This window comes from uncultured Enorma sp., from assembly GCA_905210055.1.
Taxonomy (GTDB): Bacteria; Actinomycetota; Coriobacteriia; order Coriobacteriales; family Coriobacteriaceae; genus Enorma.
This window is the reverse complement of sequence record CAJLVH010000049.1, coordinates 1-11,514: the sequence shown is the minus strand read 5'-3', so window position 1 is coordinate 11,514 and position 11,514 is coordinate 1. Positions and strand designations below refer to the sequence as shown.

The following is an 11,514-nucleotide window of genomic DNA, read 5'->3' as shown; positions in this document are numbered from 1 at the left end:
GCTGCCGCGACCGCTCCGTGCGGAAGCTCCGCAGCCGCTTGAAGCGTCCCGAACGTGACCGCCGGAGCGGCTTCCTCGCAGCCTCCGGGCACAGTGGACGTCGCTACGCGCACGGGAAGATCCGAAAGCACGCAGAGCGCCGTCACCGCATCCGTCCCGAGTCGCTCCGCCTCCTCAAGGCACGAGCACGCCGCTTTGAGCGCGGAGATCTCGAGCAGCTTGGCGGCATAGCCCTCCCGCCCGAACATGCCGGGAACCGCATCCTGCACAGCTGCCAGCATATAATCGAGCGCCTTGCGGTAGCCGCCTTCAGCAAGTGCCTCGAGCACGGAGGAAACGACGACCTTGCGGCAGGGCGCTGCATGCCTCTCGGAGCGTTCGGATTCGAGCCTGACCTCGTTGCTCTGCAGCGACTTGAGGTCCTTGAGGACGCTTGTCGCATCCACGAGGCGCGACGAGCGCAAGGTCTTGTCGAGGGCACATGCGACGCGCGCGGCACCGGACCAGACGCCGGCGAACGGCGAGCGCACCCAGTCGACGAGCTCGGGAGCTGGCCACCACGCCCCCGCCTCTTCCCGTCTCATGCGATCGAGAAGGTCGATGAGCATGAAGAGCAGCTCGCCCGACCGGGTCTGCGAGAAACGGATGCGCGCCTCCACACGGGAGGGGACGCCCCGTGCCGCAAGACGGGACGCAAGGTGGCGAGACAGCGTAAGCGGGTCGGCCGACGCCGCAAACACCTCGCCCGAGCCCACGGCATCCACAAGCAGCTGGGTATAGGCGGCGTCGCGCGCAGAGGGGCCAGCGACCTCGGCGAAGCGCACAGCGGGCATGCCCGCACCGTCACCCTGGCTTAAAGGCTCGCCGTCGCGCGAGAGGCTCTCGGCAGATACGCCGAAGTGCCGCTCGAGCTGGATCACCACGCTGGACGCACGCTCATCGGCAACAAGGAGCACCGTTCCCGCGCGAGCGCATGCATCCAGCATGGCGAGGACATGCTCGGGAAACCCGTCGATACCGTGCGCCACGATGGCTGCGGCGCAGGCAGGTGCGTTCTCTGCCATGGCGTCGGCAAGGATACGTGCGGCGGTCGAAGGCTCGACGAGGGAGCGTGCGTCGAGCTTGTTCTCGTAGCGCGCGATCGTCTCGACAAGCTCGCGCTCGGCAGCGGAAAGGAGTGGCGATGCCGAAGTTCCCGCAGAACCATGGCCGAATGCGAGCGAAGATGCCTCCGAAAGATACGGCTGGCACTGGGCCGCAGCGCGCGCATGGAGGGAGACGATGCCCGGGGTAAGCCCGGCACCGCCGGCCTCAGAGCCTTCGGCAAGCACCTGCGCCATGATGAGCTTGCGCTCGAGACCGCCCACCAGTTGGCGCCCGTCGCCAAGAACTCCCCACAGCGACCCAATCCACTCGCTTGTCGTGACCACGTCGACGCCCAGGCCGACGCCTGCGCGCGCGAGCTCGCGGCGGCAAACGTCTCGAACGCGGAAACTCGAGACGAGGAGCGTCACGCGACCCGCGCGCGCAAGTATGCGTTCAACCTCGACAATCTCTTGTTCCGTCAAGCCGGTGCCCAGCGCACCCGTCATGATGCGAATCGCCATGTCTTCCCTACCGATACGCTCGAATGTCTTTCTTTTCAAATATCATATCCGCCCGACCGGACAAATGCGGGACACAAGGCGACAGGACATCGAAGGGGGCTCGCATATCCCAATGGGGCAAACGGCCGACCTCGACGTATCGTTCTAAACGGACTTCTCCATGATGTAATCGTCCATGACGAAGCCGTGGCCGATATCGGTCACCACGGCGTCAATCACGTCGAAACCGTTGCCGTTATAGGCGCGAACCCCCAGTTCGTTTCCCTTGTTCACGGTGAGGTACATTGCGCGGAGCCCGCGCTCGCGGCAGAGCCCCTCATAAAAGCGGACGACCTCGCTTGCGAAATGCTTCCCGCGCTCCGCGGCGAGCAGATAGATCTTCGAGATAAAGAAGCGGTTCGTCTCGGGCTCGACATGCCCGCCGGTATAGCCCACCACACGGTCGTCGTCTGTCGCGCGGATGAACCAGTATTCATAGGCATGCTCGCGCATGTCGCGCTCGATCGCAGGGAGCGACTGGAACTGCTCCACCATGTATTCGGTCTGTGCCGTACCCAGAAACGCAGGCCAGTACTCACGCCAGATGGAGGCGGCAAGCTCGGCGAGCTCGGGTGCGCTATCCTGCGTCACGGCCTCGAAGCGCGCACGTGTCGCCGTCATTATTCCGCATCCTCCAGACGCACGATGACGCGACGGTAACCGCCGTACTCGCCGTTGAGCGCCTTCGAGACGCGGCTCACCGTCGTGGACGAGGCGCCCGTCTGGCTCTGAACCTCAAGATAGGAGCTGCCCTCGTCGAGGCCACGCGCGACCTCGAGCCGCTGCGCCAGGTCGCACACCTCGCGGGGCGTGCACAGATCCGTGAGGAACGCCTTGATCTCCTCTTCGCCCTCCACCAGGGAGAATGCGCGCACCAGCTGGCTCACGTCTTCTCGCGCGAACATCGACTCGATATTCATGGGGCACCCTCCTTTATTCACCTTCGTCGAGTGTAGCACAGCCCCACGCCGCGACTTAACACTTTGGGGACGGGGTCAAAAGTGTTGAATTCAACACTTTTGACCCCGTCCCCAAAGTGCCAAAGTGTTAAGCGGGTACAAGGGGCATCAAGGGGCGGCACGGCCGCTCGAAGCATCCAGCGAAGGAGGCCATTATGGCTGCTATATATAGTTCGATCGACCAGCTCATCGGCAACACGCCGCTCGTCGAGCTCTCGAATATCGAACGCACGGACGCGCTCGCAGCACGCGTGCTCGTCAAGCTCGAAAGCAAGAACCCTGCCGGATCCGCCAAGGACCGTGTCGCTCGCTCCATGCTCGACGAAGCGGAGGCAGCGGGCCGCATCCGCCGAAACGACGGTTACACCATCATCGAGCCCACATCGGGCAACACCGGCGTCGGCCTCGCCGCACTCGCGGCGGCACGCGGCTACCGGGCGATCATCGTCATGCCGGACACCATGAGTGTCGAGCGCCAGAAGCTCATGCTCGCCTATGGCGCCGAACTCGTGCTCACGCCTGGCACGAAGGGCATGGCGGGTGCTATCGAGCGCGCCGAGGAGCTCGCCCGCACCACGCCGAAAAGCATCGTCGCCGGCCAGTTCGTGAACCCCGCGAACCCCGCCGCCCACCGTGCCACGACCGGCCCCGAAATCTGGAGGGATACCGACGGCGCCGTCGACATCCTCGTTGCCGGCGTTGGCACGGGAGGAACCATCACCGGAGCGGGCGGCTACCTCAAAGAGCAGAACCCCCGGGTCCGCATCGTCGCCGTCGAGCCCGCAGACTCCCCTGTCCTCTCGGGCGGCACGGCAGGCGCGCACGGCATCCAGGGCATCGGTGCAGGCTTCGTACCCGAAGTCCTCGACACGGCCATCTACGACGAAATCGTGCGCGTTGCCACGGAGGACGCCTACGCCACCGGCCGCCGCCTCGGCGCGGAGGAGGGCATCCTCGCGGGCATCTCGTCTGGCGCGGCGGTTTGGGCAGCACTCGAGCTCGCACGCCGCCCGGAGAACGCCGGCAAGATGATCGTCGCAGTGGTGGTCGACACCGGCGAGCGCTACCTCTCCACCCCGATGTTCGATACAAGCCGCTAGCAAGCGGCAGCGCGCGAAGGGGTACCGATGGCAGAACGCGTTCTCGTAGCGATGAGCGGCGGCGTCGATTCGAGCGTGACGGCGTGGTTGCTCAAGCAACAGGGATATGACTGCTTGGGCGCCACCATGCGCCTCTTTGACGGTGAAGAGACTGCGTGCACGGAAGCCGGCGACAACCCGGTGCCTTCGGCAACCCTCGCCGCTCGTGCCTGCGGAAACCTCGCCGACATCGAGGATGCGCGAACCGTCGCCGAGCGCCTTGGCATCCCTTTTACCGTGATTGACTGCCGCGAGCGCTTCGACGAAGACGTCATCGAGCCGTTCGTTTGCGCCTACGAAGCGGGGTTCACGCCCAACCCCTGCACGATCTGCAACCAGCGCATCAAGTTCGGCGCCCTACTCGAGCACGCGCAGCGCCTTGGCTGCGATTACCTCGCAACCGGCCACTACGCGCGCATCGAGCGCCGAGACGGTGGCTATGCTCTGCTCAAGGCACGCGACGCGACGAAAGACCAGAGCTACTTCCTCTATGGGCTCGGTCAGGACGCGCTCGCACGCACCCTCTTCCCCCTGGGCGGCCTTACCAAGGAAGGCGACGTGCGGCGCATCGCACGCGAGCAGGGTTTCGAGACGGCAAGCAAACGCGACAGCCAGGGCATCTGCTTCGTGCCGGAAAATGACTTCGCGTCGTTCATCGAACGGCGGCGCGGCCGCGCGCTGCCCGAGGGAGCTGTCGTGGGAATGGATGGGGCGCTTCTGGGGCGGCACCGCGGCGCGATCCGCTATACAGTTGGCCAACGCAAAGGACTCGGCATCGCCGCGGCGCATCCGCTCTACGTAACGCGCATCGACGCGCAGACGAACACCGTGACGCTCGGCGAAGAGCGCGACCTCTTCGCCTGTGCACTCGTCGCAGACGAATGGGTGTGGTCGGCGCCCTCCCTTGCCATGGAGACGGCGTTGGACGAAGCCGCTGCGCGCGGAGAATCCCTCGATGTCACCGCACGCATCCGCTACCATCAGCTCGACCAGGCGGCAAGTGTGCGCAGGGCATCGGAGGAGGAGCGCCGCGACTGCACGGGCGAGGCGCTGCGCATCGACTTCGCCGAACCTCAGCGCGCCATCGCCCCCGGGCAGGCCGTGGTGCTCTATCGAGGTGACGCGGTGCTCGGCGGCGGAAGAATCGCCTACGGCATCTAGTGCCGGCATAAAGCTCACAGCGCGGCAGGACTCTTCGCCCCTTCCCTTGCCTTGCAAAAGCGCGCAAAGCCGAGGACTCCGGATTTGCAGATTTGCAGTGCGGCGAACGCCTTCCCTCCGCAGGAGACGGGCGGCCGTTAGCCGAACAGCCCGTTAGTTGCAGTGACGCCAAGCGCGATCGGTCAACGCGCGCGCGAGCCCAAGCCCCATGGGCAAGAAGAGAATGATCATCACGGCGCGGAATATCCACTCCATGGAGGCGAGTACGTCGACCGTCCCCATGTAGTACACCGCACGGTAGAGGTACAGGCCGGGCACCATGATCACAATCGAGGGCACGGTGATCGAGATGCGGGGGAAGCCGACGCGCATCATGACCGCCGAAGCCAAGAGCCCTGCGACGAGCGCGCCTGCGAACGCCGCGGCTTCCGGCGTGAACCCGGCGACATCGACGAGCGTGAGGCGCAGCGTGTTTGCGAGGGCTCCCACGATGCCCGCCGTCGCCGCCATGCGCGGAGGAGAGTTGAAGAGCACCGAGAAGCCGAACACGCCTATGAAGCTCATGAGCGCGCGGAGCGCGGTGAGGACGGCCATGCTGAGATGCAGGTCTTGGAACTCGTCCGGACGAAGCCCCACGAACGACGAGATGAGCCATGCCACGAGGGTGGCGGTGATGATGATCGAGCAGGCATACACCAAGCGGTCGACCCCCGAGCGCAGGTCGAGCTTCGCGATGTCGAGGCCGCTCGTGATGAGGGGAAAACCGGGAATCACGAAGAGCATCGCGCCGATGTAGCCCGCATTGAAGTCGAGCGCCTCGGGTGCCACGAGGCCGATGAGCTGCTGCGCGGCGAGGTATACAAGGCACGCGACGCCCACGCCGCACCCGATGCACGCGAGGTGCGTGAGATGTCGGTCGAGCATGCGGCGGCGAACATAGCCACCGAGCCCCGCTCCCGCGAACGCGAAGAGCATCTCGAAGGGGCCTCCGCCCAGCAAGAACACGAACGCGGAGCATGCCGCCGCCGCGGCGAGGGCCGCCTGCCAGGGAGCATAGCGCCCCGGCGTGTGCTCGATCTTGTCCATGAGCTCGTGGAACGTTCCCACGGTGAAGGTCGATCCCTCCTCGGCGATGCGCCGAACGAGCTTCTCCATGTTCCAGATGCGCTCGGTGTTCACGCCAGTTGTAGGAAGCGAGACGACCTCGGAAAACGACCCGGTCTCATCGAAGCAACTGCACTCGATCGAGGTAAGGCTCACGTCCACCGAACACGTGATGCCCAGGACATCGGCCACGGCGTTCATCGCCTCGCGCACGCGCCATGCGCCCGCACCGCCCGCGAGCAACAGCAATCCCGCACGGCACACGATGGACGATTTATCCGAGAGCGACGCGTTCCGGGCGAGCTCATCGTGGCCTTCGAGCACATCATGCCAATGGACGGACATGTGGTTTCCATGCGATAGGCGCGTATGGCGCGTGCGATGCATCCAGGACGACGCCGTCGCGCGGATGCCGCGGGCGGATTCTTCAGCGGCCATGGTCCCTCTCCTTCAGCTCGAGCGCCGTGGGCGCGTCAACGGATCCTGCGGTGCCGAAAGCCCCGGCAGGCGAGATGTCGAATGGGAAGGTGCCGCACCGATTGAACGCGGCTATGAACATGCGGATGGCATTGGAAGGCGTCGTGCCTACACGCTGGGTCGCCGCCGCGAAGGCCGCCTTCTCTTCGGGCAGGACCTTCGCGACGACTGGGGTCATATGCTCTGCCATGGTCGATCCTTGGTGGAACGTTCTGCTGCGTTTACCTGGGCATGAGGCATGTGCCGATGCTGCACTACCAATGACCGAACGCCGGCGCATGCCGCATGCCCAGGCAGGTTGCTAAAATGCTTCGTTGGTATTACTTAGTATTCTTAAGTTATACCCCTGCACATAGTATATGCACTCTGCCGCGCGCAGGCAACTACATTCTTTGACGCAAGGCGATGCAGTTGGAGCGAGCATGATCTTTTGGTGCGTTTGGAGCGGGCGACGGCGTGCCGCATGTGGTACTTTAGACCCCGTCTCAAACGTACCACCTACAGGCGGGAGCCCATGGACACGCATCGACCGCTCATACTCATCGCGCCCTCCCAAACGGAATACCTCGGAGAGATGGCGCTTCGTCTTTCGGAAAACTATGCCGACGCGATCGTGCTTGCAGGCGGTCTGCCTATCGTGGCACCGCTCACTGAGGACCACGGCATATACGACGAGCTGCTCGATACCGTAGACGGCCTCATGCTCACCGGTGGAGCAGACGTCGACCCCACGCTCTATAGGGATGTGCTTTCCCTCTCCCCCGCCGCGCTCGCCGAAGGGGAGGCGCTCGTCAAAGATCCCACGCCGAAACGCGACGCGGCCGACCTCTACCTGCTCGCCGGCGCAGAGGGGCGCGGCCTTCCCGTCCTGGGGATCTGCCACGGCTTGCAGATCATGAACGTCGCCCATGGCGGTACGCTCTACCACGATATTCCCGCCCAGGCAGCCGCGGCATCTGGAGCCGAGGCCATTGTGCATAACAAGCATATGGATGGGTGCCTCGCGCACGAGGTCGGCATCGTTCCCGGCACGCGTTTGGCAAAGATTCTAGACGGTGGAGCTGGGGACTCTCTGGCAGGTGGGTCGTCGCCGCGTGAGGCGGCGGATACCACGCAGCCCATGGCAGACCCGCTGTATCTCACCGTCAACTCCATGCACCACCAGGCGATTCGCGACGTGGCTCCGTGCTATGTAGGTACCGCGACCGCGCCCGATGGCATCATCGAGGCAATCGAGCAACCGGGCGAGGCCTTCGCGGTGGGTGTGCAATGGCATCCCGAGTATCACGCAGAGCACGCGCCCATGCAGCTGATCTTCCGCGCATTCGTGAGCGCGGCAGCAAAGGGCGCCGCAGCGCGAGCAGGCGCTTAGGCGATGCGGGTGCCGAATCGAAACGGACAGACGAACTCCTACCGCAGGTAGCACCCCATAGCGCCTAGAAGACTCTTGTCGGATAGAGCGCATCAACACAAGAACCTGCGTGAAACGCACATTCAAGTTTCACACAGGTTCTTGCCATCTACGCGCGTTATACGTGTTTCAAGAGAGGATGCCGGCACAGCTCGCCGATGTTAACGCACGCCGCCGCGATCTCCCGGACGACGGCGGGGCTTCGGGGTATCGGATCCCGAACGGACCCTGCGCTTCGCCGGTGCCGCGACCCGAGCGGCGTCCCGTGCGCCGCGCTTCGCCGGTGCCGCGACCCGAAAGGCATCGTTCATCCCATGCCTCGCAGGCGCGGCAGCATTCCCCCTCCGACGCTCGCGCTTCGCAGAAGCATTGCCGGCCGCATCAGCTTGGCCATGCTTCACGACCGCCGATCCGTGCGCATCGCCCTGGCCGTCGCGCTTCGCAACCTCAGCCCTCCGTGCGCGCCGCGGTACAGCGTCTGCCCGCTTCTCCCCGTCATGCGTCGACGCGGGGGCGCGTCGCTTGCGCTTCGAGGTCGACTTGCCCCGATGCGCCTTCTTCTTGACCGTCTTGCCCGGGACGCGATCAGGGTCGATCACCGGCGGCTGCGCGCCGAGGTCGAGCGTGCCGTAATCGTAGAGGTCGGCCGTCTTGCCCATGAGCGCCTCGATGTCGAAGAATTCAGCCGCATCGAGCTCGGTCACGAAGGTGAGCGCCCAGCCTTCCTCGCCGGCGCGTCCGGTACGGCCGATGCGATGGATGTAGTCCGTGGGCTCGCTCGGCACGTCGAAGTTCACCACGTAGCGCACGTCCGAGATGTCGATGCCGCGCGCAAGAACGTCGGTCGCCACAAGCACGTCAACCTTGCCGGCGCGGAAATCCGCGAGTGCGCGCTCGCGTTGCGCCTGGCTGCGATTGCCATGGATCGGAGCCGCCTTGATACCCGCACGCGCAAGCCGGCGGCAACACGCGTCTGCCCGGTGCTTCGTGCGAGTGAACACGATCACGTGCTGCGCACCCTCGCGTTTGAGCACCTGAATGAGCATGCCGTTCTTCACCTCGGAAGACACAGGCACCACATACTGGTCGACCGTGTCGGCCGTGCTCGCGGGAGGCGCGATCTCCACGCGCGCCGGATCGTGCACGAGGTCGGTGATGGCGCCCACGGCTTTCTCGTCGAGCGTCGCGGAGAAGAGGAGCGTCTGACGGTCGGCAGGGGTCTGCGCCACGATCTTGCGCACGTCGGGCAAGAAACCCATATCGAGCATGCGATCCGCTTCATCGAGCACGAGCACGCCTACCTCGCTGAGCTTCGCCGTCCCCTCGCCGATAAGATCCACCAAGCGTCCCGGCGTCGCCACGAGGATGTCGCAACCCGCTTTGAGGGCGCTGCGCTGCGGGTTGTAGCCCACCCCGCCCACGACGGTCACGGCGATATGCCGGGTACGTGCCGCGACGTGCTTGCATACATCCTCGATCTGCTGGGCAAGTTCTCGCGTGGGCGTCACGATGAGCATGGCAGGGCCGCGTCCGCGCGCACGGCGGCGTTCACGCGCGCTGCCGAGCGGAACCACATGTGCGAGCGTGCTCATAACCGGCAGCAGGAACGCCGCGGTCTTGCCCGTTCCCGTCTGCGCGGCGGCGAGCACGTCGCGACCTGCGAGCACTTCGGGAATCGTCGCCACCTGCACCGGCGTGGGCGTCTCGTAGCCCATATCGCGCGCCGCAGCGAGCACCTCATCAGAAAGTCCCAGATCCTCAAAACGCAAGGTAGCCTCGCCGTCCATGGTCTCGACGGCGCCGTCGGTCTTCTCGATTGTCTGCATTCTCTATATCCTTGTCTTCGCGCTCTAAAACCAAAGCGCGTCGCGAGAGCTGTACGAACGGCGTGTCGCAGGACATGTTCGAACGGGATGCCGAACCATCTGCGATGGAGCAGGTACGCCGCAGGAAAGTATAGGCGGAAGGATGATTCGCGCAAACCCCGCTCATCGCTCCCGCAAAATCAACAGAGCGGCACGGGTTCGCGAATACCGTACGCCCACGCGCTGCGCCGCACCGCTGGACGCTGCTAGAATGAAGCGACCGTGTTCAACGTCTTCGGGGAGCCTCATGAGCGACGGAATGGTGATCGTCATCATATTTGCAGTAATCGCCCTGATGGGCGGCGGACTTGCAGCAGCCATCGTCCTCTGCATAAAGTGGAGCCGCACGCGCAAGGAGCGCTCCTACACCGGCGAGACCATGGGCGTCATGGAGCGCATCCGTCCCGGCGGTAGCGATCGTGCGAGCTACGCATACGTGCGCTACTGCGTCGACGGCGTGGAATACACGCTCCGCGAGTCGCTCAAGCTGAACAGCACCCTCATCAAGCTCGGGCCTATTCCCATCGGCCAGCGCAAGACGTACGTGCTCGGCTGCAGCGTAGGCTCGACGGTGCGCGTGAGCTACCTGCCGAGCGATCCGTCTCGCGCCATCCTCACCGATAACCGCGGCATCATGAATGTCTAGCGCAGCCGCCATGCGCCTCTAACAGGAAGCGACCGCAGCGCACCTTTGCGCTGCGGCCGCAACATGACTCAAGCAGATCCGTCGTCCAAAATAGGTTGAAAGGAACACGTCCCCAACCAACCCATTATGGGTTGAAACGAACCCGTCCCCAATCAACCCATTAGCCGCCGAGGTAGGCTTTGCGGACGTCGTCGTTATGGAGCAGCTCCTCGCCGGTGCCGGAAAGCGTGACCTTGCCGGTCTCGAGCACGTAGGCACGCGTAGCGATGGACAGCGCCATCTGCGCGTTCTGCTCCACAAGCAAGATCGTGGTGCCCGCCTCGTGCAGCGCCTGGATAATCTCGAAGATCTGCTCCACCAAAATCGGCGCCAAGCCCATGGAGGGCTCGTCGAGCATGAGGAGCTTCGGGTTCGCCATAAGGCCGCGCCCCATGGCGAGCATCTGCTGCTCGCCGCCGGAAAGCGTGCCGGCAACCTGGCGACGGCGCTCTGCCAGGCGCGGGAAACGTTCGTAGACGCGCTCGAGGTTCTCGGCGATCGACTCGCGCGGCTGCGTGTAGGCACCCATGTCGAGGTTCTCCTCGACCGTCATCTCCTGGAAGATGCGGCGGCCTTCCGGCACGTGCACAAGGCCGTTGCGCACGATCTTCTCGGCCGGCATGTGCATGATGTCCTCGCCCGTGAACTTGATGGAGCCCGTGCGCGAGCGCAGCAGGCCGGAAAGGGTCTTCAAGGTCGTGGACTTGCCAGCGCCGTTCGCGCCGATAAGCGCCACGATCTCGCCGTCGTTCACCTCGAAGGAGATGTTCTTGATGGCGTGGATCGCCCCGTACCACACGTTGATGTTGTAGACGCTGAGCATTTACGCCTCCACCTCCTTCTTCGCCTGCGTACCGAGGTATGCCTCGATGACCGCCTCGTTCTGCTGGATCTCTTCAGGCGTGCCCTTGGCGATGATCTTGCCGAAATTCAGCACGCAGATGCCCTCGCAGATGTTCATGACGAGGTTCATGTCGTGCTCGATGAGCATGATCGCGATCTGGAACTGGTCGCGGATCTTCACGATGTTCTCCATGAGCTCGGCCGTCTCGGACGGGGTCATGCCC

At 64.5% G+C, this 11,514-nt stretch carries 10 protein-coding genes and 2 pseudogenes; 4 read left to right on the top strand and 8 right to left on the bottom strand.

The window, feature by feature from the left end:
- From QZ079_RS04750 to QZ079_RS04740, 3 genes and pseudogenes are all read right to left on the bottom strand, one after another.
- A pseudogene (locus tag QZ079_RS04750) lies at positions 1 to 1,607 on the bottom strand (hypothetical protein); the annotation flags it as partial.
- Positions 1,608 to 1,751: 144 nt separating this feature from the next.
- Positions 1,752 to 2,267 carry a GNAT family N-acetyltransferase gene (locus QZ079_RS04745; protein WP_297035746.1) on the bottom strand — a complete coding sequence of 172 codons (516 nt, stop codon included), beginning with the start codon at positions 2,265 to 2,267 and terminating at the stop codon, positions 1,752 to 1,754.
- Complete coding sequence (locus tag QZ079_RS04740) at positions 2,267 to 2,566, bottom strand: YerC/YecD family TrpR-related protein (RefSeq protein ID WP_291289629.1); 300 nt, start codon at positions 2,564 to 2,566, stop codon at positions 2,267 to 2,269. Before QZ079_RS04740 ends, QZ079_RS04745 begins: the two co-directional genes overlap by 1 nt.
- A gap of 194 nt (positions 2,567 to 2,760) precedes the next feature.
- Between QZ079_RS04740 and cysK the strand changes: the two genes are divergently transcribed.
- Positions 2,761 to 3,705: a cysteine synthase A gene (gene cysK, locus QZ079_RS04735; RefSeq protein ID WP_297035743.1), complete on the top strand. Its 945-nt coding sequence runs from the start codon at positions 2,761 to 2,763 to the stop codon at positions 3,703 to 3,705.
- Positions 3,706 to 3,732: 27 nt separating this feature from the next.
- Positions 3,733 to 4,905 carry a tRNA 2-thiouridine(34) synthase MnmA gene (gene mnmA, locus QZ079_RS04730; protein ID WP_297035740.1) on the top strand — a complete coding sequence of 391 codons (1,173 nt, stop codon included), beginning with the start codon at positions 3,733 to 3,735 and terminating at the stop codon, positions 4,903 to 4,905.
- A gap of 153 nt (positions 4,906 to 5,058) precedes the next feature.
- On the opposite strand, the gene QZ079_RS04725 is transcribed toward mnmA, so the two are convergent.
- Entirely contained in the window at positions 5,059 to 6,447 is a 1,389-nt protein-coding gene (locus QZ079_RS04725) for a threonine/serine exporter ThrE family protein (RefSeq protein ID WP_297035737.1), read from the bottom strand.
- Positions 6,437 to 6,676, bottom strand: a complete 240-nt coding sequence (locus tag QZ079_RS04720; RefSeq protein ID WP_297035734.1) for a type II toxin-antitoxin system RelB/DinJ family antitoxin — start codon at positions 6,674 to 6,676, stop codon at positions 6,437 to 6,439. The genes QZ079_RS04725 and QZ079_RS04720 overlap by 11 nt, the downstream gene beginning before the upstream one ends.
- A 324-nt stretch (positions 6,677 to 7,000) precedes the next feature.
- On the opposite strand from QZ079_RS04720, the gene QZ079_RS04715 reads away from it, so the two are divergent.
- On the top strand, positions 7,001 to 7,858 hold the full coding sequence (locus QZ079_RS04715; protein WP_297035731.1) for a gamma-glutamyl-gamma-aminobutyrate hydrolase family protein: 858 nt from the start codon (positions 7,001 to 7,003) through the stop codon (positions 7,856 to 7,858).
- A 200-nt stretch (positions 7,859 to 8,058) separates the two neighbouring features.
- Here the strand turns inward: QZ079_RS04715 and QZ079_RS04710 are convergent, their stop codons facing one another.
- A complete protein-coding gene (locus tag QZ079_RS04710; RefSeq protein ID WP_297035727.1) occupies positions 8,059 to 9,723 on the bottom strand; it encodes a DEAD/DEAH box helicase in 1,665 nt (554 codons plus the stop codon).
- A 286-nt stretch (positions 9,724 to 10,009) separates the two neighbouring features.
- Between QZ079_RS04710 and QZ079_RS04705 the strand changes: the two genes are divergently transcribed.
- A complete protein-coding gene (locus QZ079_RS04705) occupies positions 10,010 to 10,408 on the top strand; it encodes a DUF3592 domain-containing protein (RefSeq protein WP_297035724.1) in 399 nt (132 codons plus the stop codon).
- Between the two features lie 160 nt (positions 10,409 to 10,568).
- Here the strand turns inward: QZ079_RS04705 and QZ079_RS04700 are convergent, their stop codons facing one another.
- Positions 10,569 to 11,270: an ABC transporter ATP-binding protein gene (locus QZ079_RS04700; RefSeq protein ID WP_297035721.1), complete on the bottom strand. Its 702-nt coding sequence runs from the start codon at positions 11,268 to 11,270 to the stop codon at positions 10,569 to 10,571.
- Positions 11,271 to 11,514, bottom strand: a pseudogene (locus tag QZ079_RS04695) (ABC transporter ATP-binding protein); the annotation flags it as partial.

Coding starts and splice junctions, on each gene's coding strand:
- QZ079_RS04745 (WP_297035746.1), bottom strand. CDS start 2,267: ATGACGGCGACACGTGCGCGCTTCGAGGCCGTGACGCAGGATAGCGCA.
- QZ079_RS04740 (WP_291289629.1), bottom strand. CDS start 2,566: ATGAATATCGAGTCGATGTTCGCGCGAGAAGACGTGAGCCAGCTGGTG.
- cysK (WP_297035743.1), top strand. CDS start 2,761: ATGGCTGCTATATATAGTTCGATCGACCAGCTCATCGGCAACACGCCG.
- mnmA (WP_297035740.1), top strand. CDS start 3,733: ATGGCAGAACGCGTTCTCGTAGCGATGAGCGGCGGCGTCGATTCGAGC.
- QZ079_RS04725 (WP_297035737.1), bottom strand. CDS start 6,447: ATGGCCGCTGAAGAATCCGCCCGCGGCATCCGCGCGACGGCGTCGTCC.
- QZ079_RS04720 (WP_297035734.1), bottom strand. CDS start 6,676: ATGGCAGAGCATATGACCCCAGTCGTCGCGAAGGTCCTGCCCGAAGAG.
- QZ079_RS04715 (WP_297035731.1), top strand. CDS start 7,001: ATGGACACGCATCGACCGCTCATACTCATCGCGCCCTCCCAAACGGAA.
- QZ079_RS04710 (WP_297035727.1), bottom strand. CDS start 9,723: ATGCAGACAATCGAGAAGACCGACGGCGCCGTCGAGACCATGGACGGC.
- QZ079_RS04705 (WP_297035724.1), top strand. CDS start 10,010: ATGAGCGACGGAATGGTGATCGTCATCATATTTGCAGTAATCGCCCTG.
- QZ079_RS04700 (WP_297035721.1), bottom strand. CDS start 11,270: ATGCTCAGCGTCTACAACATCAACGTGTGGTACGGGGCGATCCACGCC.